This window comes from Lysinibacillus sp. (assembly GCF_032093475.1).
GTDB classification, from domain to species: Bacteria; Bacillota; Bacilli; order Bacillales_A; family Planococcaceae; genus Lysinibacillus; species Lysinibacillus irui.
In genome coordinates this window covers 25,337-50,049 of the sequence record NZ_DAMDAY010000011.1, presented here as the reverse complement: position 1 = coordinate 50,049, position 24,713 = coordinate 25,337, and the positions used below count along the sequence as shown (strand labels likewise).

24 protein-coding genes and 1 riboswitch are annotated in these 24,713 nt (G+C 36.7%); of the genes, 16 read left to right on the top strand and 8 right to left on the bottom strand.

The features are described from left to right. The coding region (locus tag RT445_RS04780) for a DUF5724 domain-containing protein (protein ID WP_483869410.1) at nucleotides 1-1,749 on the bottom strand (1,749 nt) is incomplete at its 3' end. 13 nt (nucleotides 1,750-1,762) lie between these two features. After that, on the bottom strand, nucleotides 1,763-2,182 hold the full coding sequence (locus RT445_RS04775) for a hypothetical protein (RefSeq protein WP_274794651.1): 420 nt from the start codon (nucleotides 2,180-2,182) through the stop codon (nucleotides 1,763-1,765). A 653-nt stretch (nucleotides 2,183-2,835) separates the two neighbouring features. Here RT445_RS04775 and RT445_RS04770 point away from each other — a divergent pair. The 3 genes from RT445_RS04770 (at nucleotide 2,836) to RT445_RS04760 (ending at nucleotide 6,895) form a co-directional block, all read left to right on the top strand. After that, nucleotides 2,836-4,008, top strand: coding sequence for a glycosyl hydrolase family 18 protein (locus RT445_RS04770; protein ID WP_409264036.1), 1,173 nt, complete (start codon nucleotides 2,836-2,838; stop codon nucleotides 4,006-4,008). A 117-nt stretch (nucleotides 4,009-4,125) separates the two neighbouring features. Further along, a complete protein-coding gene (locus tag RT445_RS04765; RefSeq protein ID WP_313469921.1) occupies nucleotides 4,126-6,336 on the top strand; it encodes a YcdB/YcdC domain-containing protein in 2,211 nt (736 codons plus the stop codon). A gap of 94 nt (nucleotides 6,337-6,430) precedes the next feature. After that, entirely contained in the window at nucleotides 6,431-6,895 is a 465-nt protein-coding gene (locus RT445_RS04760) for a YusW family protein (RefSeq protein WP_312507140.1), read from the top strand. Between the two features lie 36 nt (nucleotides 6,896-6,931). On the opposite strand, the gene RT445_RS04755 is transcribed toward RT445_RS04760, so the two are convergent. Beyond that, nucleotides 6,932-8,917, bottom strand: coding sequence for a catalase (locus tag RT445_RS04755; protein WP_274794647.1), 1,986 nt, complete (start codon nucleotides 8,915-8,917; stop codon nucleotides 6,932-6,934). 151 nt (nucleotides 8,918-9,068) lie between these two features. Here RT445_RS04755 and RT445_RS04750 point away from each other — a divergent pair, with 151 nt between their 5' ends. The 6 genes from RT445_RS04750 (at nucleotide 9,069) to RT445_RS04725 (ending at nucleotide 14,007) form a co-directional block, all read left to right on the top strand. Next, nucleotides 9,069-9,503 carry a MarR family winged helix-turn-helix transcriptional regulator gene (locus RT445_RS04750; RefSeq protein WP_312507141.1) on the top strand — a complete coding sequence of 145 codons (435 nt, stop codon included), beginning with the start codon at nucleotides 9,069-9,071 and terminating at the stop codon, nucleotides 9,501-9,503. 52 nt (nucleotides 9,504-9,555) lie between these two features. After that, nucleotides 9,556-10,539, top strand: a complete 984-nt coding sequence (locus RT445_RS04745) for a ring-cleaving dioxygenase (RefSeq protein ID WP_274794645.1) — start codon at nucleotides 9,556-9,558, stop codon at nucleotides 10,537-10,539. A gap of 68 nt (nucleotides 10,540-10,607) precedes the next feature. Continuing rightward, nucleotides 10,608-11,225, top strand: a complete 618-nt coding sequence (locus RT445_RS04740; protein ID WP_274794644.1) for a nitroreductase family protein — start codon at nucleotides 10,608-10,610, stop codon at nucleotides 11,223-11,225. 63 nt (nucleotides 11,226-11,288) lie between these two features. Next, nucleotides 11,289-11,831 (top strand): NADPH-dependent FMN reductase, encoded by a 543-nt coding sequence (locus RT445_RS04735; protein ID WP_274794643.1) that lies wholly within the window; start codon nucleotides 11,289-11,291, stop codon nucleotides 11,829-11,831. Between the two features lie 111 nt (nucleotides 11,832-11,942). Next, a complete protein-coding gene (locus RT445_RS04730) occupies nucleotides 11,943-13,343 on the top strand; it encodes a HAMP domain-containing sensor histidine kinase (RefSeq protein ID WP_274794642.1) in 1,401 nt (466 codons plus the stop codon). Next, a complete protein-coding gene (locus RT445_RS04725; protein ID WP_313469920.1) occupies nucleotides 13,315-14,007 on the top strand; it encodes a response regulator transcription factor in 693 nt (230 codons plus the stop codon). The genes RT445_RS04730 and RT445_RS04725 overlap by 29 nt, the downstream gene beginning before the upstream one ends. 41 nt (nucleotides 14,008-14,048) lie before the next feature. Here the strand turns inward: RT445_RS04725 and RT445_RS04720 are convergent, their stop codons facing one another. Beyond that, nucleotides 14,049-14,618, bottom strand: a complete 570-nt coding sequence (locus tag RT445_RS04720; RefSeq protein WP_312507143.1) for a YdhK family protein — start codon at nucleotides 14,616-14,618, stop codon at nucleotides 14,049-14,051. A gap of 122 nt (nucleotides 14,619-14,740) precedes the next feature. Continuing rightward, nucleotides 14,741-15,337: a biotin transporter BioY gene (locus tag RT445_RS04715; RefSeq protein ID WP_312507144.1), complete on the bottom strand. Its 597-nt coding sequence runs from the start codon at nucleotides 15,335-15,337 to the stop codon at nucleotides 14,741-14,743. A gap of 143 nt (nucleotides 15,338-15,480) precedes the next feature. Continuing rightward, nucleotides 15,481-15,669: riboswitch (cobalamin riboswitch) on the top strand. Nucleotides 15,670-15,814: 145 nt separating this feature from the next. Here RT445_RS04715 and RT445_RS04710 point away from each other — a divergent pair. The 4 genes from RT445_RS04710 to RT445_RS04695 all read left to right on the top strand — a co-directional run bounded on the left by RT445_RS04710 (nucleotide 15,815) and on the right by RT445_RS04695 (nucleotide 19,877). Continuing rightward, nucleotides 15,815-16,861, top strand: a complete 1,047-nt coding sequence (locus RT445_RS04710) for a FecCD family ABC transporter permease (RefSeq protein ID WP_312507145.1) — start codon at nucleotides 15,815-15,817, stop codon at nucleotides 16,859-16,861. 5 nt (nucleotides 16,862-16,866) lie between these two features. Continuing rightward, nucleotides 16,867-17,658, top strand: a complete 792-nt coding sequence (locus RT445_RS04705) for a heme ABC transporter ATP-binding protein (RefSeq protein WP_312507146.1) — start codon at nucleotides 16,867-16,869, stop codon at nucleotides 17,656-17,658. A 48-nt stretch (nucleotides 17,659-17,706) separates the two neighbouring features. Beyond that, nucleotides 17,707-18,561, top strand: a complete 855-nt coding sequence (dapF, locus tag RT445_RS04700) for a diaminopimelate epimerase (RefSeq protein ID WP_274794636.1) — start codon at nucleotides 17,707-17,709, stop codon at nucleotides 18,559-18,561. Between the two features lie 92 nt (nucleotides 18,562-18,653). Beyond that, on the top strand, nucleotides 18,654-19,877 hold the full coding sequence (locus RT445_RS04695; RefSeq protein ID WP_274794635.1) for a dicarboxylate/amino acid:cation symporter: 1,224 nt from the start codon (nucleotides 18,654-18,656) through the stop codon (nucleotides 19,875-19,877). A gap of 39 nt (nucleotides 19,878-19,916) precedes the next feature. Here the strand turns inward: RT445_RS04695 and RT445_RS04690 are convergent, their stop codons facing one another. The 3 genes from RT445_RS04690 to RT445_RS04680 form a co-directional block, all read right to left on the bottom strand. Next, nucleotides 19,917-20,231, bottom strand: a complete 315-nt coding sequence (locus tag RT445_RS04690; RefSeq protein WP_274794634.1) for a DMT family transporter — start codon at nucleotides 20,229-20,231, stop codon at nucleotides 19,917-19,919. Continuing rightward, nucleotides 20,231-20,584: a DMT family transporter gene (locus RT445_RS04685; RefSeq protein ID WP_313469915.1), complete on the bottom strand. Its 354-nt coding sequence runs from the start codon at nucleotides 20,582-20,584 to the stop codon at nucleotides 20,231-20,233. Before RT445_RS04685 ends, RT445_RS04690 begins: the two co-directional genes overlap by 1 nt. A gap of 71 nt (nucleotides 20,585-20,655) precedes the next feature. Continuing rightward, nucleotides 20,656-21,234, bottom strand: a complete 579-nt coding sequence (locus RT445_RS04680; protein WP_274794632.1) for a TetR/AcrR family transcriptional regulator — start codon at nucleotides 21,232-21,234, stop codon at nucleotides 20,656-20,658. Between the two features lie 298 nt (nucleotides 21,235-21,532). Here RT445_RS04680 and RT445_RS04675 point away from each other — a divergent pair, with 298 nt between their 5' ends. The 3 genes from RT445_RS04675 (at nucleotide 21,533) to RT445_RS04665 (ending at nucleotide 24,668) form a co-directional block, all read left to right on the top strand. Then, a complete protein-coding gene (locus RT445_RS04675; protein ID WP_274797398.1) occupies nucleotides 21,533-21,703 on the top strand; it encodes a hypothetical protein in 171 nt (56 codons plus the stop codon). Nucleotides 21,704-21,769: 66 nt separating this feature from the next. Beyond that, on the top strand, nucleotides 21,770-22,936 hold the full coding sequence (locus tag RT445_RS04670; protein ID WP_274794631.1) for an endonuclease Q family protein: 1,167 nt from the start codon (nucleotides 21,770-21,772) through the stop codon (nucleotides 22,934-22,936). Between the two features lie 109 nt (nucleotides 22,937-23,045). Continuing rightward, nucleotides 23,046-24,668 (top strand): S-layer homology domain-containing protein, encoded by a 1,623-nt coding sequence (locus RT445_RS04665; RefSeq protein WP_312507148.1) that lies wholly within the window; start codon nucleotides 23,046-23,048, stop codon nucleotides 24,666-24,668. The last annotated feature ends 45 nt before the right edge of the window (nucleotides 24,669-24,713 follow it).

The window sequence follows — 24,713 nt, the reverse complement described above, 5'->3', positions numbered from 1 at the left end:
TCCTCCAAGTCTTTTCAATTGTTTGCTGTCTTTTATTAGTCTTTCAGCACTTTGCAGTAAATGGTCCTGTGGCTGAACTTTCAAGAGAGAGATAGCCTCTTTGCGAAGAGCCCCTGATTTATTAGCTAAAAGATCTTCGATTCTGATAATTTCATCTTCAGTTGGTGTTAAAGCATGTATTTTCTTTAACGCAAGGGAACGATTGATGGAGCTTCGATCTCGTAAAGAGTTAAATAAAAATTCACGTTGACCTAGTGTGATAGGGTCAAGGCAATAAATATTCAGTAAGCCAATTCTACTTGATGGCGAGTACGAATCTGCTTGTGCAATAATTCGCTGGAATAATGCCTCGTCTTGGATATGATAGGCTAAAATAATTTGTGTTGAAATTAAATCCTCTAAGGACAGATGGACTTGCACAAAGGATAAAGGTTTACCTGTAATAGTTAGTCCATCTCTCGTGATCTCATTTTTAGCCCATTCAAGTTGCTCAAATAAGGGATATTCAATGCCTTGTAGTTGAGTATTTTCATTCATAAAGTCTTGAAGGATTTGATCCCATTCATTATCGCTTGCATACTCGCTATTAATATAATGGTTGGCATAAAGGAAATTACCCCATGCAAAGGCAAATAACTCAATATCCTTTGTTGTTAACATTAAATCCTTAACATACGGTGCAGTAAAGGAGATTTTAGATAAGTTTTTCAAGAATGCAAGTGTTGTCAGTTGGATATGTTTATCGCGTTTTAAAAGTTCTGTTAGTATACTATCTAGCTTTGTATAATCCTTTGTGGAGATGGCCCATAGCCCGACATAAATATCGATTGTTCGTTCACTTTTTAGTAGTTGCTCGACGAAATTGTCCTCTTCCATTGCTTGGATGGCTAAGGCCAAAACTTCCTCTGTTATTTTTTGATTTTCAAAGCTATTATAGCCAAGACCCATCCATGTATCGATTGCTCGTATTACTGAGGAGAAACGAGTTAATTGATGTTCCTGAATAAGTTTCATCATCGCTACTTGTGCTTCCAAGTTTCCGTGATCTATGTTTTCCACAATCACTTGTCGTAGCCCTTCCTGACGCGCAGCTGCTACTAATAATTTACCGACTGCTTCATGCATACGACAATTGCTTGATTTGAAAATGCCACGGATTAATGGATGGCCAAAAAAGGTACTATGATGCTCATCGAATAAAATACTCTCGACTGCCTCTTCAATCAAAGGATTATTTAATGACAGTTCTTCAGCAAGCAATTGCTCAAATACAAGAAAGCCCATTACTTTTACATTGTCATTTTTCAAGACATAGGAGCTATAGTTCGGATAGGAACCATGCTCATATTGACTATGGTTTGCCAATAACTCCTGTAGACTTATTTCCTCGAATGTCAGCATTTCTTCTATTAATTGTAAACATTGAAAAAGATGATCTTGGACTGGTTGAGCAGAACGGAAAGATCGACGTAAAATACCAGTTTGGAACATCGTAGTATCAAAACGTAAAGCTAATTGCTTCATTTTCAGTGCACGTTCCGGTGAAGATAATAGCGAAAGCACCTCAAAAAAAGGTCCACTAAATAGCTCTTCAAGTGTATGATTTTGCTGAGTAGCGATAAGCTGTTCAATGTCATAATCTCTATTATCCATATAATTTAGTAATGCTGCTGCTAGTGGCTGTAAACTGGCAGGTGCGGAATCGATTAAATTTTGAAAATGCATTTTTTGTTCATGTGAAAGTGTCATGGAAAACCTCTCCTTACCAAATGCGTCCTGCAAGCATTGTTAGTTTAATAAATGTAAAAACATCATCTTCCTGTAAGGTTAATGGTGTTGTAAGTGAATCGAGTGAGTCCTCATTATGAAGGACTAAGAAAAGCTCATCTTGAAAGGCTTGAAGCATTGTAGAGATAGCTTGGTCAACTGACTGTAAGGTGTCATTTTTTTTCTCTCCAAAATGTACTTTTCCATGCTGGGCTGCGTCTTCTATTTGTTGATCTGTTAAATAAAGATGAAGCGGCGTATCTACCTTTTTATCGTTATACTGTTGTACCTGCTGTGTCACAAGCTGGACGAGTAATTCTTGTAAAGTTGTAACAGGTTCCTCAATGGAGAATGGGATTTTTTGAAGCTTACGAGATTTCTTACCGATTACTTTTTGTTGGTAAAATAAGCGCAATCTAACACCTCCTTACAATAATTTCATTATACAAGAGTGATAACCTTGAAAAGAATAAGGCATATGATGCTAGTTGTATAAATTATTTTGGGAAAAGTGTAACGAAAAGTAGTAGGGAGAGACGTACTGATAAGGTAGAAAGTGGGGTGAAGTTTTGTCAAAGAAGTATCGAAAATAGAACATTTGTACGATTAATGACATGGTGGAGTGTAGCATTTTGCGCTTTATTATAAAAATAACAAAGAAAAAGTAGAAGATATGACATAAAAGAAATCTTCAATATATGAAACAATGGGCTAATTTAAAAAATGAATGATGAAATAAAATACGAACTGATCGATAGCTTACCAATACACTATCAGAAATACATAAAGCAAAGTCATTAAAGTTATATACATTCAAAATGTATTTTCCTAAAAATCATTTGTATAAGAAGAAGCAATGGTTTTTTGTGAAATCGTTGAAAGGCATCTTTTCTTTTCGGAATTCATAAGCTTTATAGGTATGATTTTATCAAGCTAGAAGGAGGCAAAACCATTCAAATACATGTTGTACGAGCTGGTGAGTCTATATGGGGTATAGCGCAAGCATATGGGACAACGGTACAGAGTATTGTAGATGCCAATCAAATTCCAGAGCCAAATCGTTTAGTTGTGGGGCAAGCTCTTGTAATACCGATTATCGGGAGCTTTTATTATGTACAGCCCGGGGATAGTTTGTGGTCAATCGGACAACGCTTCGGTATTAATTATGTAACACTAGCTCAAGTAAATGGTATTAATCCGAATCAGCCATTAACTGTTGGAATGAGATTGTATATTCCACAACCTCCAAAAACAAGGGCAGAAACATTAGCGTACTTAGAGCCAAGAGGAACGTCTGTTAGTGAAACACTCTTGAATCAAGCTAGAGAAGCGGGTCCCTATTTAACATATTTAGCTTTATTTAGTTATGAGGCAAGACGGGACGGTACTCTACAAAGTCCACCAAGTCAAGGTGTGACAAAAATTGCAAATGATACTGGGGCATCTCTTGCTATGGTTGTTTCGAATCTGGAAAATTTTAGTTTTAGCGGAGAATTAGCAAGAGATATTTTTCAAAGTACTGCTGTTCAGGATTTACTCTTTGAGAATATTCTTGCGGAAGCTAGACAACTTGGAGACGTTAAAGACATTCACTTTGATTTCGAAAATTTACCAGGTGACCAACGACAAGCCTATAACGATTTTTTAAGAAGGGCAGTAGAAAAATTCCATGCACAAGGATATACAGTATCTACAGCCTTAGCACCAAAAATAAGTGCAGGTGAGCGCAATCCATGGACGGAGGCGCATGATTATAAGGCACATGGAGAAATCGTGGACTTTGTTTTACTAATGACCTATGAATGGGGATATTCGGCAGGCCCACCAATGGCTGTTTCACCTCTCCCAGAAGTAGAAGAAGTTGTAAAATATGCAATTAGTGAAATGCCTGCAAATAAAATTATGCTAGGGCAAAATTTATATGGCTATGACTGGACATTACCATTTGTCCAGGGAGGACCAAATGCAGAGGCGCTTAGTCCGCAAAGAGCTATTGAAATTGCCAAACGTTACAATGCTGCGATTCAGTATGATTGGCGTGCCCAAGCACCATTTTTTGAATACTATGATGAACAAGGCAGAGCTCATGTGGTGTGGTTTGAGGATGCTAGATCTATTCAAGCTAAATTTAATCTTGTCAAACAGTATAATCTTCGTGGTATTGGCTATTGGAAATTGGGATTACCATTCCCACAAAATTGGGTATTAATAGGTGCTAATTTTGACGTGGTGAAGAAATGATACAGTCAAAGGATTACCCAATATATGTTTCCTTTGTGGAAATTTACTGTCAAATGCATTTCTAATTATAGTAAAGTATATTATAATTATGGTAAATAGTATTTTAGGAGGGATATTTTGGGTAAATTTAAAAAGTTAGGTATTATTTTAACAGCTACGGCATTTTCGGTTGGTGTTCTTGCGCCAATTTCCCAAGCATCTGCAAATGTGAAGGAACCATCAGAGCGCATTGAAATTCAGCTTGCAGCATCAGAGACAAAGGTTACAAAAAGCATGCTGATTAAAAAATTACGAGCACTATTCCCTAATGAGTTCAGTTTTGTAACAGATAATGACTTTAATTCTGGGGGAGGTCATTTCTTTAGAGATGATACAACTGTCCGTTATGATTTAAACTTCCAGAAAACAGTGAATGGTAAAGATATTTATGGTGGCTTTACATTTAAAGGAGAAGATTTAGAGTTAGAGCATTTCTATTACCAGCCAGCTAATATTACAGAAGCAATGTATCCCGCAAAATATTCAGAGAATGAAGCAAAAAAAATTGCAGAAGATTTCCTGAAAAAATTTGCAAATACAGAGAACTATAAACTCCGTAATGATGGATTAAACTATATTAACATGGGATTCAATCGACCATTATCCCAACCAATTACGTATTCATTCTCTTATTCACCAACTTATAACGATGTGCTGATTGGTGATCAAAGTATTACTATTGATGTTCTTGCTAATGGAGAAATAACAGGAATGTATCGTAATACAGAATCTATAAATAAAGCATCCTTTGATAATGTAAGTGAGAAAAAGAATGAGGAAGAAATGGTTTCACAAGTACGTGATAATTTAGCGGTTGAACTTCGTTATTATATTGATTATTCTTCAGATACACGTAATGTGAAGCTTGTCTATATGCCAGCTTCAGGATTTAATGGTGTACATGCTTTAACGGGGCAATGGCAAACAACGAATGGCTTTTCTACACAAGTTCCCAAAACGAAGAGTGCCATAAAAATTTCTACACAGCAGTTGCCACCAAGAAAAAGTGGTATGACAGTAGCAGACGCTGAAGAATTTGCTAAAACTTTCTTAAAAGTTGACGATGACAAGGCGAAGCTCAATATTGAAATGGTTGATGAAAGAGAAAATGAAAATGGTGAGACAATTTATTCAATAAATTATATGTATATGTACAGTAATGGTGGTTCTGGTACCACTTTTGAAATTAATAAGGCCACAGGCGACATTGTACAGTATCACGATCTAAAGAGAGACTTTACAAATTCTGATAAAACAAATGTCATTTCTAAGGATGCTGCATTATCGAAGGCGATTGAATACTTAAAGCAATGGTCTCCTTCTTATTTACATGAGTATTCAATGCCGATCGATGAGCCCGCAATTGATGAATATAGTAAAACATATTACTTCTCCTTCCCACGCATAGTGAATGGTATTGCAGTTGTTGGAGATGAAATAAGTGTAGGTATTGACTCTGATGGTTCACTACTTTCATTGAATGTTAATAAACAAAAGATAAATAACTGGCCGTCTATTAGCCAAGCAATACCAAATGAAAAAGCAAAAGAGGCATATAGTAATGCACTTACATTACAGCTACAATATGTAAAACAAAATACAGAAGATAAACAACAGTATGATTTAGTGTATGCTCCTATCTTCAATGGTAGTGTAGTTAATCAAATTGATGCAATTACTGGTGAGTGGTTATATCAGGTAGATAGCTCAAAAGAGAAGCCTACGATTTCACACCCTACAGCAGCCAATGAATTAAATTATCTTTTAAATCAAAATGTGTTAGAAGTTAAAGATTTAGCAAACTTTAACGCGGATGCTGCTATAACAAAGGGTGAGGCATTAAAGATTTTACTGAAATCGTTAACATATGGTTATTACGGTGGCGGAGATGGAGAGAAGCAATCGTTCAACAATATCGATAAAAATCATCCATTATATGGAACTGTTGAACAAGCAGTAAGAATGGGAATTTTACAACCAGCAAATCAATTCGCAATTGATGAAACATTAACACGCCAAGAGCTAGCAGTTTGGTCGGTTAAAATTTTACAATTAGAAAATGTTGCGAAATTAAAGGAGATTTACAAACTAAACTTTGCTGATGCGGCATCTATTGATCCAGCGTATGCAGGTCATATTGCCATAGCAAATGGTATGGGACTAATTGATTTACAGCAAAATAACTTTAATGCCACTAAGAATGTGTCTTATGCAGACCTTGCTGTTTCAACTGTCCGTTTAGCAAAAGCAATTCAAGAAAATACAAGTGATCGCAACTTCTACTATTAATAAATCCAAAGACATCTCCTCAATTGAAGGGGATGTCTTTTTTAGGTTAGTTTGAAAGGAGACGGGGAAGAATATGTAAGAAAGGAGTGTCTATATGAAATGTAAACTTTTATTAGCAGTTTCTTTAGTAACTGTCATTCTTTATGGTTGTAATAAGGATGAAGTTAAGGATGTACCTGCTAATGCACCAGCAGATCAGAATGCTAGTCAACAAACTGGTGAAACACCTACAGACCAAATGACATTTAATTTTATTGAGTTTTCATTAGATGTTGATTACTCTGCAACGGAGTCTTATGAGGTAGAGTATGAGGATAAGAAAACAGGGATAGAGGCAAAGTTACAAGATGATCGAAAAAATGAAAAACTGCAGGGTGATGAGGCTTATACAAAATTAGAGCCGTTATTTAAGCAGTTGAATTTTGATTCGACAACGCCTAATGATAAAGTGATTGATCAAGTAATCAAAGTATTTAATATTGATGATAGCTTTCAATCCATTGAGGTGGATGTAGAGTTTGTTGACGGCAATGAAAAGGAATTTAAACGAATTAAATAATATGAGCCAGCTAACAAACGTTAGCTGGCTTTTTGATTAGCGTACCCAATGTCGATGTTTTGCAAGTAAATGAATAAAAGAGTTTAGATTGTTTGTCACACCATTTTGATTGGCAATATGCTGTAAAAACGAAATATTTTCTGTAAAGCCTATCGTTTTACAATGTTGATAGGCCTCTTCAATGAACTGTTCTGATTTTACTTGTAGTGAGGAATCTTGGAATGTCCCCGTAACATAAACACCATCATAGAGCACTGAAGAAGTAGTAGAAAATGTTTCGTGAACTTCATAACCATTTATTATGCCCTGTTTAGTACTCACAAGTTCAACTACTATATTTTCACTTAATAGAGTAGCAATCAGATCATTTAATTTTTCATTCGTGTTTTCTGAAACGATTACCGCTACTTTAGAAGTTTGGGCACTTTCAACAGCATTGATGATCTGGCTAACAGCAGGTGAAGTTTGTGTAATAGGGGGTACCTCTTTTTGTACTGGCGGAATAATACCAATATTATCTGCGATAGACGCTGCGAGTGTATAACTGACATGAGCAAACATATCTACAACCTGTTTTCGAATCGATTTATTCTTTACTTTTCCTAATTCAAAGCTAAAGGCATTGATGATATGCTTTTTCTCAATTTCTGTCATACTAAGCCAGAATAATCTCGCTTGTGAAAAATGGTCTTTAAAACTATCGCTACGTGCACGTACTTTATGGCCTTCCACTTTTTCCTGATAATGTGTGTATCCTCCATCTGCTTCAGAGACAGGGCTTGGTGTATTACTAGCTAAGGAATTTTTATGATAGCTAACTTGCCCAACATTGATTGTTTGTCGGCCATAGCCATCACGCTGATTATTATGGAAAGGACAGATCGGTTTATTAATAGGGATTTCATGGAAGTTTGGTCCTCCAAGTCTTATTAACTGCGTATCTGTATAAGAGAATAAGCGACCTTGTAATAAAGGGTCGTTTGAAAAATCAATACCAGGTACAACATGTCCGACATGGAATGCAGCTTGCTCTGTTTCAGCAAAGAAATTATCAACGTTTTTATTTAATGTCATCTTACCAAGAATGCGTACTGGAACTTCCTCTTCTGGCCATATTTTTGTGGCATCGAGAATATCAAAACTAAATTTAAACTCATCTTCAACAGGAATTAGCTGCACACCCAACTCCCACTCTGGAAAATGACCACGCTCTATTGATTCCCATAAATCTCTACGATGGAAATCGGGATCTTTTCCGGCAATGATTTGTGCCTCATCCCAGACAAGTGATTTAACGCCAAGTTTAGGTTTCCAATGAAATTTAACAAAATGCGCTTTTCCTTCTTTATTGACGAAGCGGTAGGTATTCACACCAAAGCCCTCCATCATTCGGTAACTTCGTGGAATGGATCTATCCGACATATGCCACATCACCATATGAGCAGATTCCTGATTGTTTGCAATGAAATCCCAAAATGTATCATGGGCACTTTGAGCTTGAGGAATTTCGTTATTCGGTTCAGGTTTTACTGCGTGTACAAAATCGGGGAATTTAATAGCGTCCTGAATAAAAAATACAGGAATATTATTGCCGACTAAATCGTAATTACCTTCCTGTGTATAAAATTTTGTAGCGAAGCCACGTGCATCACGGACAGTATCTGCTGAGCCTCTTGAGCCTGCAACAGTAGAAAAACGAACAAAGACAGGTGTTTTGGTTCCTTTTCCGTTTAAAAATTGTGCCTTTGTAATGTCACTTGCACATTCATATGTTTCAAAAATTCCGTGTGCTGCAGATCCACGTGCGTGTACTACTCTTTCAGGAATTCGTTCATGATCAAAATGCGTCATCTTTTCACGAAAATGAAAATCTTCCATTAAAGTAGGTCCTCGTTCACCTGCTTTTAATGAATGTTCATCTTCTGATATTTTCAAGCCTTGATTGGTTGTGAGAGGTTGACCTTTATCACTTACTCGGAATGCTTCTAGCTGCTGTTGTTTTTGATTTACATCTTTTTTCATTTAGAATCCTCCTTTATAAGTTACAACTACCTTCTACCCGTACAAGAAGATAACAAACATGAAGAAAGAAAATAGTTGCCGATTAAAAATGAATGTGTTATTATTATCTCGAATTAAAGATAATTGAATTCGAAGTAAAAGAGGGAGTCGTATGAAGGATAACAATCGTAACTTAAAAGCATTTACGGTCTTGTTCCGAGCATATCAAACGATTCAGGATGCAACTAAAAGAGATTTACTTCAATATGATTTAAATCAAACCGAGTTTTCGGTTCTTGAATTTTTGTACCATCGCGGAGAACAACCTATTCAAGTAATTGGTAAAAAAATATTAATTGCAAGTAGTAGTATTACCTATGTGATTGATAAGCTCGAACAAAAAGGCTTTGTATATCGAAAGGCGTGTCCAAAAGATCGTCGTGTTACTTACGTATTATTAACGTATGAGGGACAGACATTGATGGAAGAGATTTTCCCTAAGCATGAACAAAAAATAAATGAGATTTTTGAAGTATTGGAATCTCAAGAGCTGGACACAATGATTTTGTCTCTTAAAAAGGTTGGCAAAAATGCTTTAAAACAATAAAAAAATTTTTACACATATATCTCGATATCGAGATAAATAGGAGGAATAGAAAATGAATCATTTAAAAGGTGTACACCATGTAACGGCTATCACAAGTAGTGCTGAAGAGAATTACAAATTCTTTACATTTGTTTTAGGAATGCGTTTAGTGAAGAAAACAGTGAATCAGGATGATATTCAAACATATCATCTATTCTTTGCGGATGATAAAGGTAGTGCAGGAACTGATATGACATTCTTTGATTTCCCGAACATTCCAAAAGGAGTGCATGGTACAAATGAAATTTCAAAAACTTCTTTCCGTGTACCAACGGATGCAGCTTTAGATTATTGGGTTAAACGCTTTGATCGTTTAAATGTAAAACATACTGGTATTAAGGAACAATTTGGTGCGAAAACTCTGTCGTTCGTTGATTTTGACGATCAGCACTATCAGCTTATTTCTGATGAACATAATACAGGTGTTGCTTCTGGTACGCCTTGGCAAGATGGTCCTATTCCACTTGAATATGCGATTACAGGACTAGGTCCAGTATTCGTCCGTGTGGCCAATTTTAAATACTTTAAAGATATGTTAGAAAAAGTAATGCTCTTTAAAGAAATTGCTGAAGAAGGCGACTTCCACCTATTTGAAGTAGGTGAGGGAGGGAATGGCGCTCAAATAATTGTTGAGCATAACACTGTGTTACCAGTTGCTCGTCAAGGTTTTGGCACAGTTCACCATGCAGCCTTCCGTGTAGAAGATCGTGCGGTATTAGATGAATGGACTGCACGCTTTGAAAGCTTTGGTTTCCACACATCTGGCTATGTAAATCGTCATTTCTTTGAATCATTGTACGCACGAGTTGCACCGCAAATTTTATTTGAATTAGCTACTGACGGTCCTGGATTTATGGGAGACGAGCCATATGAAACACTAGGAGAAAAATTATCATTACCACCATTTTTAGAACCTAAACGCGCACAGATTGAAGGACTTGTACGTCCAATTGACACTGTAAGAAGCTCTATTACGTTCGATAAAGAATATGAGTAATACTATTCCATTCAGTAGAGAGATGTTTCTTTACTGAATGAATACATAACTGTATTGGGGGTTTAAAAATGGAATTTTCCAAGCTGATTGATAAGCGTCGCTCTGCTAATAATTTTCTCAAGGACGTCAAAATGACTGTGGAAGACATACGTCCTATTTTGGAGGATGTTAAGCTCGCTCCATCAGCATTTAACTTACAACATGCTAATTATATAGTGGTGTTGGATGAAGATATGAAAGAAAAGGTTCGAGAAGCAGCCTATGGACAATATAAAGTACATTCAGCTTCAGCGGTAATACTTGTATTAGGTGATAAAGAGGCGTATAAAAATACTGCTGAATTAAGTCAAGGTATGGTTGATTTAGGTATTATTACAGCTTGTGAATTAGATGAGCTAGTAGCTGAAAATACAAACTTTTATGAAGAACGTGGGGATGCATTTATGAAAGATGAAGCAATTCGTAATGCATCTTTGTCTGCCATGTTATTTATGCTAGCTGCAAAAAATCGCGGCTGGGACACTTGTCCAATGATTGGTTTTGATGATCAAAAAATGCGTGAACTATTTAATGTACCAGAAACACATGAAATAGCTCTAATGATCACAATTGGGAAAGAAAAAGAAAGTAGTCGTCGTCTTCGTGGTTATCGAAAGCCAGTTGAAGAATTTGCCACTTACTATTAAAGTGGTATAAAATACAATAGCTATACAAATACTAAGTTTAATGTACATTTAGGAGGAAACATCATGAAAGTAGTAGCCATCGTTGGTAGTATTCGTAAAGAATCTTATAACATGCAATTAGCTCACTTTATTCAAAAGCGTTATACAGAAAAATTAGAGCTTGAAGTTTTAAGCTTAAAGGATTTACCAATGTACAATCAAGATATCGAAAATGAAGCACCACAAGAAGTTCTTGATTTTAAAGCAAAAGTAAAAGCAGCAGATGCTGTGCTATGGGTTACACCAGAATATAATGGTACAGTTCCAGGTGTGATGGTTAATGCCATTGACTGGTTGTCTCGTGTAGATAAAGTAATGATTGGTAAGCCATCTATCATTATGGGCGCATCTATGGGGAACTTAGGTACTGTAAAAGCTCAATTACATTTACGTGATATTTTATTCTCTCCTGGTATTAACTCACCATTACTAAGTGGCAATGATGTTTATATTGGTGCTGTTCACACTAAATTCGATGCAGAAGGCAATTTAACAGATGAAGGCACTGTGAAATTCCTTGACGTTGTCATTGATAACTTCTTAAACTGGGCAAAAAAATACATTTAAATTATTCTGACCCATAGGTATTCAATATACTTATGGGCTTTTTTTACTTCTGCATGGATTTTTCACATTTACACGTTATACTTTTAAGAAAAAGAAAAATGGTGGTTATAGATGAGAAAGTTATCACTGAAGTTAGGTATCATTTTTTTCATCACATTATTTTGTATCGAAACATTTATGATGTTTTTTTTACATGCCTCCTTGACTAATTCTCGTGTTGAAGAGGAATTAGCAAGCTTACAAGCAAGGGGAAACTCCCATCGTACAATATTAGAACAGAACTTTAATAACGAAACCTTGGCCCATATAGTACTTATGGAATCGGATGAAAGTACGGATGTAGTGGTTACTAATCATCAGGGAGAAATACTAGCTTCATCGCAACCCCATCCAGAAATTAGAGATATGTTCAGTAAGATAGACGGGGAAATACCTTATAAGGGAAGAGTATTGCAAGCTAACTGGCAAGAGGCTAAGGCTATTGCCACTATCAGTCCTATTAAAGAACAGCAAACAACGATTGGCTACGTTTTTATGTTTCAACATACAGATTCCATCCACGCCTTAATGAAACGTTTAAATAAGCATTTTCTTATAGTTGGCATTGTTTCTGGTCTTGTCACTATAGCGGTGATTATCGTGCTATCTAAAAAGCTTGCAAAACCATTAATCCAGATGAAAGAGGCTACATTGAACATGAGTAAAGGTGATTTTACAGTCGACCTTTCTACGAATTCAAAAGACGAACTTGGTGATTTAGCGAATGCCATCCAACTGTTGTCTAATGACTTAAATCATTTAAGGCAAGAGCGTAAGGAGTTTTTGTCAAGCATTGCACATGAGCTCCGCACCCCACTAACATTTATTAAAGGCTATACCGACATTCTTGCCAAACGGGATTTGATAGAGCAAGATCGTCAAAAGTATTTAGCCATTATAATAGAAGAAACCAATAGACTTTCTCGACTCATCAAGGATTTATTTGATTTAGCGAAAATGGATGAAAACTCATTTGTAATTGAAAAACAATGTATCCAGCTACATTCATTTATTACAAGCATGGAAGAAAAATTACATCCTGCTTTTCAAGAGAAAGGTATATATTTCGATGTACATTGTGAAAAAGGCTTACTTCTATGGGCAGATGAAGCAAGACTAGAGCAAATCCTCCTTAATCTATTAAATAACGCGTTAATCTACTGTGCACCTGGAGAAACCACCTCAGTCACTGTTAAAAAAAACAAAGATGTGATAAGCATCATTGTGAAAGATACAGGAAAAGGGATTCCAGCGGAGGATGTACCTTATATTTTCGAACGGTTTTATCGAGTGGAAAAATCCCGTAGTCGTGCTCTAGGTGGCTCTGGTCTAGGACTTGCTATTGTTAAGGAATTGGTAGAGGCACATGGGGGGAAAGTGAAGGTTAGCAGTGAAATCAATAAAGGGACTACTTTTGAATTATTGTTTAAGGGAGTAGAAGCGAATGAAGACTATTTTATGCATAGACGATGAGCCAAGAATGTTAGATTTATTGACCCTTTACTTAGAGCCTACTTTTCATTGTAGAGCCATGTCGTCCGTTCTAGAAGGACTCGATTATTTAGAAGAAGAGCATGTGGATTTAGTTCTGTTGGATATTATGATGCCGGAGATGGATGGGTGGCAAGCTTGCCAGGAAATTAGGAAGTTTTGGGATGTGCTTATTATTATGCTTACGGCAAAAGGAGAGCATGCTGATATTGTAAAAGGCTTAAACATGGGTGCTGATGATTATATTTTAAAGCCTTTTGATGAGGAAGAGTTATTAGCACGTATACATGCGGTATTAAGAAGGGCGAAAATAGATGAAAAAGTTATATGCTTTGAGGGGCTACGATTAGATAAGGAAGCGTTTGAACTTTATTTTCATCAAAAGGCAATCTCATTAACACCAAAGGAATTTTCCATGCTAGCCTTATTTTTAAATCATCAAAATAAAGTATTTTCCAGAGAACATCTTATCAACACAGTTTGGGGATATAATGTAATGATTGAAGATCGTACGATTGATTCACATGTGCGTAATTTACGAGAAAAATTAAGAAAAAGCGGCTTCCCTGCGGATGATTATTTACAAACAGTATGGGGTATCGGTTATAAATGGCATAAGTCCGCAGCACTTGAACATAAAAACTAGAAAACAACCTCTACCATACCTACTGGGAGAGGTTGTTTAAATTATTTTGAAGTTAACTCTTCTTCTGTTACCCATTTATGATTTTTTACTGCCTCACCATTTAAAGTGGAAGTGTAATCCACCATATAAACAGTTGTTTGTACAGCCTCTTCAATATGGACAAGCGCATTTTCCATACCTTTCATATGCGCTGCATCCGTTTTTACTTCTGTACCAGGAGCCAGAGGTGCTTCTTCGGGATCAATTAATTCTTCGTGAATGACCCACTTATGATTTTTAACAGGCTCTTCACCTGTAGTTGGTTCATAGGAAATAACATAAGCAGTCGTATCATAGGCCCCGACTATTTCTGCTTCTGCACCTTTCATACCGTCCATATGCCCGTTCGTAATAATAGCTGTACTTCCTACAGGAAACTTCGGATTTTCAGCAATTTTTAATGTAGCTGGTACTTCGCCTGAACTTGAATGGTTCATTGTCGAATGATCCATTTCTTCAGTCGTATGATTAGATGTAGACGCAGGCTTCGTTTGATCCTCCGTACAAGCAGATAAAGTAAGTAAAGCTAATACTGATAGTAGTGCCATTGACCATTTTTGTTTGAATATCATGTCATATCCTCCTCACTATTTGCTAATACTGTAGCAAATAAATGTGCAGAAATAATGGACATGATCTACTACCAAAAATCAAATCACATCTTTCATCTAACAAGAAAGATGTGAGGAATTATTTATTGAATGGGCATGATTTTCAATGTTTTTTGTAATCGATAGGCGAAGATGCCAGCGAAAATCGCTAAGATAAAATCTTTTGGTAGTGGGGGGATCATCCAGAGCCAAGCTAGTTTATATGAAAAGACCTCTGGTGCACTTGCCCATAGTTTGTAGGCAAAATACATCCAATTTGTCCCTAGGAAATAATTAAGCGCAGTTGCGATTAACGCTGCCGCAATATAGCTTTTCTTTGTTGCACTTCGTTCTACAATTAGTCCTGCAACAAATGCTGCTCCAATAAATGTAATAATAAACCCAAAGGTAGGGCTTAAAATTTGTCCAACTCCCCCACCAAAACGAGCAAAAACAGGCGCTCCTGCTAATCCTATGCACATATAAACTGTACAGGCGAGCGCACCCTTTCTGCTACCAAGAACCAGTCCTGCTAAAATAGCAAAAAACGTTTGTAGTGTAATCGGTACACCACCCACCATCATAAATGGGGCAAAGGAGGTAATATTAGCCCCTATCATCATAAGTGTTGAGAATAACCCAATATAGGTAATGTCAATAGTTCTTAATTTATGATGACTCTGTTGTGTAGCAGTAGCCATAAATTTCACCTCGTTATAAACCTTCTTACTGCTAGTGTAAAAAACGAATATAATTGTGTCAACCTTATTATAGTTTTAAGTTAACTCAATTATAGTGTAGACTAACTAGTTATAAAAATGTATGATAGAATCGTCACAATTTTATAACTTTAAGTACTATTGGTGTGATATTTTTTGAATGTCACTTAAAAGGGAAGTCGGTGGAAGTCCGACGCTGTCCCGCAACTGTAACGAGGAGTCTTATAATATTTTTTGCCACTGTGTTAGTATGGGAAGGCCATTATAGGATGCTGATTCGAAGCCAGGAGACCTGCCATTAGTAATACCTGTAATGCCCACGAGGATGCAAGCAATTACGGACAATAGCTGGATATTTTCTGACTTTGTTTAATCTAGGGTATTTCTATGCGTATTTTCGTATGGAATACCTTTTTTTTATTGCTTCATCCATCAATACTTAGTAGGAGCTTTAAACGGATGAATAAAAAATTTATGTTTTTTTCCTTAATACTTTTCTTCGTATTAATCGTTTCTATGACAATAGCCGTTATGGTTGGGTCTGTATCAGTTACACCCTTCTATGTATGGAAAGTTATTCTTTCTAAAATCCCCATTATACAAAATGGCATAGAGCAAGACTGGAGTCGCTCACAGGAAATCATTATTTGGCAAATAAGAGCACCACGTGTTTTACTCGCAGCTATTGTTGGAGCTGGTCTAGCTATTGCTGGGGCAGCAATTCAGGCACTTGTGAGAAATTCCATTGCTGACCCTTATATATTAGGGATTTCGTCAGGTGCAGCTGTTGGAGCGACCTCAGTAATTATTTTAGGTGCCTTTTCATTTTTAGGAATCTATGCTCTTTCTGTATCTGCATTTTTAGGGTCATTACTTGCCATTGCGCTCGTATTTTTCTTATCACGAGTTGGTGGTCGTGTCTCAATTTTTCGCTTGTTATTGGCTGGGATGGCTGTGTCCTTTATTTTAACGGCCGTTTCCAATTTCATTTTGATGATGTCGAAACAAGAAGGGGCTTTAAAGGCTGTTATGTTTTGGATGCTAGGGAGTCTAGCTGGAGCCAAGTGGAATAATATTGTAATCCCGGCTTTCATATTCTTCCTCGTATTTGGGCTACTATGGCTACACTATCGAAATTTAAATTTATTATTACTAGGGGAAGAGGCAGCTGTAACATTAGGGGTTAATTTACAGCAATTTCGTATTCAGCTCATTTTACTTGTTTCGTTGTTAACTGGTGTACTTGTCGCAGTCAGTGGCTCTATTGGATTTGTGGGATTAATCATTCCACATATCGTTCGGTTAATTGTGGGGTCAAACTATAAATATGTGATACCTATTAGTGCTTTAATTGGAGGAATCTTTTTAGTGTGGGCAGATGCTTTTGCCCGAATAATCATCGCACCTCAAGAAATGCCAATTGGTATTATAACGGCCTTTTGTGGAGGACCATTTTTTATTTGGCTACTCCGTCGTAACAATTATTCTTTCGGTGAAGGGGACTAACTTATATGACATTAGAAGCGAAGCAGCTATCATTCTCCATTTACGATGAGCGTATACTACATGAAGTAAGTATTCAAATAAAAGAAAAACAACTTGTTGGACTCATTGGCCCTAATGGTAGCGGCAAATCCACATTGCTAAAAAATATGTATCGTCTGCTAAAACCGGAAAGTGGTACGGTATTATTAAACGAACAAGATATTTTAAAGCAATCAAGTAAATCGATTGCTAAAAATTTAGCCGTTGTTAGTCAAGAAACACCTGTTTTATTTGACTTCACCGTACATGATTTAGTCAGTATGGGAAGAACGCCACATAAAAAACTATTGGAGCTTGATCAAGAACAAGATTTCCGAATTGTGGCAGATGCTCTTCTACAAACTGGTATTTCACATTTGGAGAAACGAAGCTTTAGCTCTCTTTCCGGTGGAGAGAAAAAGCGCGTAATGGTTGCACGTGCTCTGGCACAACAAGCTAAGGTATTGATATTAGATGAGCCGACGAATCATTTAGATATACAGCATCAACTCCAGCTTATGGACTTAATTCAAACTCTACATTTAACTGTAGTCGCGGCTTTACATGACTTAAATATCGCAGCAATGTACTGTGATCAAATTTACGTTTTACAGAATGGACGAATAGTTTGTCATGGGACGCCAGAAGAAGTACTTACTCCAACGTTGTTACGGGAAGTATTTCATGTTTTTGCTGATATTCAAATACATCCACTAACTGGTAAACCTTATCTTACATATGTTCCAGACCAATTTGCCAAAAAGGTTAACCAATCATAAGAAAGTTAAAAGTCTATACCTCTACCATCCTTTACAAGGAGTGAATGTATGAAAATAGCCTTTACGAAAATGCATGGTATTGGCAACAGCTATATTTATCTTGATCTTTTCAGGTATGATTATAATGACAATATCTTTTGTGAATTAGCTAAAAAGATAGCAAATGTCCATACAGGCATTGGCTCGGATGGATTAATTATTATTCAACCTTCTAAAATTGCTGACTGTGGTATGCGCATTTTTAATAAGGATGGTACAGAGGGATCTAACTGTGGAAACGGACTTCGCTGTGTTGCAAAATATATTTTTGAACGCCAAATTGTGCGACAAAAGTTTTTTACAATTGAAACAAAAGCAGGCATTATGTACGTAGAGGTAGTGGTTCAGGATAATACAGTCATAGATGTGATTGTCGATATGGGTAAACCTTTATTGTATCGTAAAGATATACCGATGTTAGGTACCCCTAATAAGCTCGTCATCAATGAATTATTTACAGTACCTCCACATAATTTGTTCCTAACAGCGTTGTTTTTAGGAAATCCAAACGCGGTATTTTTTATCGATGATATAGAAAAAGCGCCGTTAAGAACACTAGGAGGCATTATAGAAAATGATGTGAGATTTCCTAATCGTGTTAATGTTGAATTTGTACAGGTCATCCATTCAAAAGCCTTACAATTTAGAGTTTGGGAGCGAGGTTCTGGTGTTACGGAGGCGTGTGGAACAGGTGCTTGTGCTGCAGTAGTAGCTGCTATTTTAAATGGTTTTTGTCAGAGGGGAGAAGAGATAACTGTTCATCTGAGTGGAGGTGACTTAAACATACGATGGGCTGACGATGACCATGTTTGGATGCGAGGCCCAGCGGAGTTTATTGCAGAGGGGATATACGAATTTTTATAGCGTCTAGCAAGTCACATTGTTCTTCGGAGCATGCTTAAAAAATTTACAAGCAATATCACTGAAGTGTAAATGATCCTTGAAGGGATGTGAAGATGGGAAAACTGAGGGCTTATCGGTTTTCTATGTTTTTATTAATTGCCATTCTTCTAGGTGTTATTATTGGCTTGCTTTTTGGTGAGAAGGCTACGGTGTTAAAGCCTTTTGGTGATATTTTTATTAATTTATTATTTATGATTGTTGTGCCATTAGTGTTTTTCTCCATTGCATCCTCCGTTGCTAGTATGGAAAGCCTCAAACGTTTAGGTAAAATTATGGGCTCAATGATGCTCGTATTTATAGCAACAGGCATTATTGCCGCCATTATCATGTTAATTGCTGTTACTATTTATCCCCCTGGGGCTGAGGTATCCGTTCAGATTGTATCCCCTGAAACAACAGAGGATTTAAGCTTTGCTGAACAATTAGTTAACACCTTCACTGTGCCTGATTTTATGAATTTATTATCCAGAAGTAATATGCTAGCACTTATTTTATTTGCTGTCTTAATCGGGCTTGGCACAGGATTAACAGGAGAAGCAGGTAAGCCGTTTGCGCGTTTTTTAATAAGTGGTTCGGAAGTATTTATGAAGGTCATCAAGCTAGTGATGTACTATGCACCAATTGGATTAATGGCTTATTTTGCAACATTAATAGGGGATTTTGGAGCGGCATTGCTTGGGGATTATGCTAAAGCCATCATTCTCTACTATCCTGTTGCTATCCTTTATTTTTTAATCGGCTTTACTTTATACGCTTTTATTGCAGGTGGAAAAGTAGGAGTTATAAAGTTCTGGCAAAATATTTTAACGCCTGCTGTGACAGCATTAGGTACAGGAAGTAGCTTTGCAACACTGCCTGTTAATCTAACAGCTGCCAAACAGATTGGAGTGCCAAAGGATATTCGTGAAACCGTATTACCGCTTGGTGCCACCATTCATATGGATGGCTCATGCTTGTCCGCCATATTGAAAATAGCGTTTGTTTTCGGTGTGTTTAATATGGATTTTACAGGATTCAGTACTTTTGTAACCGCAATTGGCGTCGCCTTACTATCAGGTATTGTGATGAGTGGTATTCCAGGTGGAGGTTTCATTGGAGAAATGCTTATAGTCACATTGTACGGTCTACCAGTTCAAGCTTTACCGATGATCTCTGCTATAGGAGTAGTAGTAGACCCTCCTGCTACAATGGTAAATGCTACAGGTGATACTGTGGCAAGTATGATTGTAACAAGAACAATAGAAGGAAAAGATTGGATACAGCAAGAAGTGGATTAAAAAGGACGCCTCTGAGGGGCGTCCTGTAATATTGTCCGATTAAGAGACTGCTTTTAAACCTGCAACACCAATGATAATAGCAATAATACTTATAATACGTGTTAGGTTTTTTGATTCTCCAAAGAAAATGATATTTACAAGCACAGCGCCAACAGTACCAATACCAACCCAAACAACATAGGCAATGCTTAACTGTAAATAATTGAATGATGCATATAAAAGGGCGAATGATAATCCAAAGCCACCGATATATATTAATAAATTTCGTACGGTTTTATTTTGACTATAAAAGCGTAAACCTACAACACCTATAATTTCTGACATTGCTGCTAATACTATATATATCCAACCCATTATGCATTCACCTCTTTCTGTTCTTCATGCTCTGCTGATGAGCTATCTGCAAGTTTTAACCCGATAACGCCTGATACTAAAATCAACATAAAAATACCTTTAATGGAATTAAACTCTCCATCGAAAATAAAAATATCCATTAATGTAGTACCGATTGCACCTGCTCCAGCAAAAATAGCGTAGACTGTGCCAGTAGGTAAGTTTTCACATGCTTTTGATAAAAAGTGAAAATCAAGAGCAATCATAGACACAATAATAACCCAATGCCACCAAGAGTTAGCTACATTAAAACCAAATATCCAAAACAACTCAAATAAACTTGTTAGTCCAACATAAACCCATTCTTTTTGCATAAAAAATTTCCTTCCATATAGTATATTAATGACTGACATTCAGTCATTTTCGAGGTAAAGAAGAACGCCACTTATGTGTGACGTAGGCCAAGTGCATGATATAAAAAGTCTAGAAGCTCAAGCTTTAGTAGCTTCATCGTTTCATCTTTGCTATCATCAAACAAATAAATTTGTTCTGCAGCAGATTCTATGAGACCAATAATAAGCTTTGCTGAACGTGATGGATCGATAGAATCACGAATCATTCCTTGTTGCTGAGCAGATAATAAAAAATTACCCATCCAAGCATAATAAGGGGCGTAAATATTTTCCCATTCTTTTAAATGCTCTGTTTGAGCAATACCCGCATAAATGAGTGCAACGATATCGCCATATTCTTTCGTAATTAAGAAAATCATCTCAACAACCTCTTCTAGTTGTTGCTCAAAAGGTTTATCAATAGAAATACCTTCTTCTAAGGTTACAATAATTCTTTCAACCATATGTTTTGCAATAGCAGGCATAACAGAAAGGCGAGACGGGAAATAGAGATAAAAAGTTCCTTGGGCAATCCCTGCAGCTTTGACGATATCCGAAACCTTTGTTTTTTCAATTCCTTTTTCACGAAAAACTTCAATAGCAGCTTGAATAATCTTTTCTTCCTTTGACATGCAATCCCTCACTTTTGCCTTACTTGATTAGTATGTTACAGGAGAAGAAAATGAATGTCAACAAAAAATGACTGATAGTCAGTCATTTCCCTCTAGACCTTAAAAAAGACAATACGACTTCAGTTGTTGCAGGACATGAGTCTTTGGATTAACATTCCTACTCGTCAGCTTAAAAGATTAGTTTGGGACGATTGTTTATTAGCGTGAAAGCGAAGATTTATGGCAATCAAGTGGATGTATTATTATTTGCATAGTTATCATGATTTCAGGGAACTTTAGGATTGAAAGGATGATGATAATGGATAATATAAAATTTGCTCAATTAGATCCACAACAACTTGCAAAAATTAATGAACTTGAAAAAAAGATTGGTGTGACATTAGTGGCTTATGATTCTTCTTCTATGCCAACACCTGGTTCTGGTGCTTACGAGACTAATAATAGCACGACCAACAATCATCCATCATAATAAATGAAAATGCCTTGCAGTGATGTAAGGTATTTTCGTTTTAAAAAAGCTAAAGGAGTCATGAAAATGAAAGAATTCTATGCAGATTTACATATTCATATTGGGCGTACTTATAAGGGGCGTGCTGTGAAAATTACTGGCAGTAAAACACTAACATTAGCTAGGATTTTAGAGATGGCGAGTGCAAGAAAAGGATTAGATATGATTGGTATTATTGATTGTCATTCACCTGAGGTCATTGAAGAAATGATGGACATGATCGAACGAGGTGAATTAAAGGAACTGAAGGAAGGAGGATTACGCTTTCAAGACACAACTTTGATACCGGGATCGGAAATAGAAATCTATGATCAATATTGCCATGGTCCTATTCATGTGCTTGCTTACTTTCCTACTCTTAAGCTCATGAAGCATTTTTCAACATGGATGTCCCAATATATGAAAAATATTCACTTAAGTTCACAGCGTATATATTGTGATGGACGAACTTTGCAGCAAAGGGTGCATGAATTGGGAGGGCTTTTTATACCTGCACATGTATTTACTCCTTTTAAAAGTTTGTTTGGCAAAGGGGTTCTTCGCAGTTTAACGGAAGTTTTTGATCCTCAACTAATAGATGCGATTGAATTAGGCTTAAGTTCAGATACAGACATGGTGAGCCACATTAAAGAACTTCAGGCGTACACGTTTGTTAGTAATTCGGATGCTCATTCTCTTGGGAAATTGGCACGTGAGTATCAAAAGTTACGCTTAGAGGAAGCTAATTTTACAGAACTAAAAATGGCCCTTCATGAACAACAAGGTCGAGCAGTAATTGCCAATTATGGCCTAAACCCATTGCTTGGCAAATATCATCAGACAGTCTGTGCCAAATGTGGTGAACAGCTAAGTAACGAAGTAACGGTTTGTACTGTCTGTGGAAGTACTCAAATCATAAAAGGGGTCGCTACACGCATACATGAGCTATCTGAGGATTTTTTGAAAGAAAGATATCGACCACCTTATATTCATCAGGTTCCCCTTGATTTTATCCCAGGTATTGGGCCGAAAATGATGGAACGTTTGATAGAAGCATTTGGTACAGAAATGGATATTCTGCATAATGTAACGATTGAAGAGCTTGAACGAATAGTACCTCATAAAATTGCTCATTTAATTGATTTAGCAAGAACAGGCCAACTAGCAATAGAGGTTGGTGGTGGTGGTGTCTATGGAAAGATTCAGACAGATTAGATACAAGATGAAAAAATTTAAAAAGATTGTTATATTTTAACCTTTTTTTAACCCTCCTCTAGTAAAATAGTGAAAACAATGACTATTTTCTAAATGGAGGAGAGCGTATATGCGATTATCAAAAAAATTTCGTTATGTGGCCGCAAGTATACTAGCTTTGCAATTAACCATACCGGCAGTAGCTAATGCAGAAGAACAAAGTGATTACATAGCCCCGAGTTGGGTTATACAGACTGATTATTTAGCACTGGGGGACTCATTAGCACATGGAATGAATGAGGTAGGTGTAATAGGTTTAGGTTACACAGATTTTATTGCACAGGCTCTACAGCAAAATGGCTTTCTTGCTTCATATAATAAAGGCTTTGCTATGTCTGGCTACACAACCAAAAATGTTTTAGCTGATCTACAAAACGATGTAGAAAAGACAGTAACAGGTTTTGGTTATACAAAGGAGCAGGTAAAATTAAGAGCTTCTATAAAAGAAGCAGAGATTATTACATTAACTGCTGGGGCAAATGATTTATTGCCTCTTTTAAAGGAGTCGCAAACTACAGGGATTGATACTGTAGCTATCGTAAAAGCAACTAAAGAAGCTGTATCTAATATAGCTTCGATTCTAGCTGAAATTAAAAAGTTAAATCCACATGCGGAAGTATATGTGATGGGCTATTATAATTCTTTCCCTTACTATAGTGAGAACTTACAAAAGCAATTTAAGCTGTTATTGACTACAGTAAATGCAACAATCAAAACAACAGCTGAAAAAGCAGGGGCCATTTTTGTACCAACACATGATGTTGTGGCAAAGGATGTTCCTAACTACCTACCAAATCCAGAAAACATTCATTTAAGCGAAGCGGGTTACTTTGCGGTAGCCAATGAAGCATTTTTACCAATCATTAAAACAAGTTCTCTATGGGATGTAACGAAGGCAATCCAAATAGATATGAAGGATAAGACAACGGTAGAGGTGAGCTGGCAAGAAGCAATGGATAATGTAGGTGTGACAAATTACAATGTTTATGTGAATGGTAAGTTAGCCAGTACATTGAATGCGAATACTACTAAGATGACGCTCGAAAATTTAACAGAAAATACTGCCTACAGTGTTTCAATCAAAGCAATAGATGCAGCTGGAAATGAGAGTGTTCAAAACCCTACAGTTACGTTTACTACAAGGGGAGCAATAAGTTTCACAGATACAGAGAATCATTGGGCGAAAGAGTATATTCAAAATGTAGCAGAAACCGGTATTATGAATGGTTATCCCGATGGTACATTTCGACCTGAGAGTAGTCTAACTCGTGCTCAAGCTGCTGCTATTCTTGTAAGAAGCTTGGGCTTAACTACAACGGAAAAAGCACCATTTACGGACATTGCAAACTATGATGCTACAATGCAGTCTGAAATTGCAGCAGCATATGTACATGGTCTCGTAAAGGGAACGGATGGGAAATTTAATCCTGGACAGTCTGTTACACGTGCCCAATTAGCATTAATGATTCAACGTGCCTATGAGCAACAATTTAATCAGCCATATATTGCAAAAGCTGAATCGCCATTTTCAGATGTAGCCTCCTATAATGCTGAAACAAAACGTGCAGTCTCTATGTTATATGAATTAGGGATTGTGACAGGGAATCAGGGGAAATACTCTCCGGAATCTGCCACAACGAGAGGTCAAGCAGCGAAAATATTTACAAACCTTAGTCATGTATTGATTAAATAAAGTTTACAAGGTAGAGGTAATTTGCCTCTACCTTTTGACGTTTTT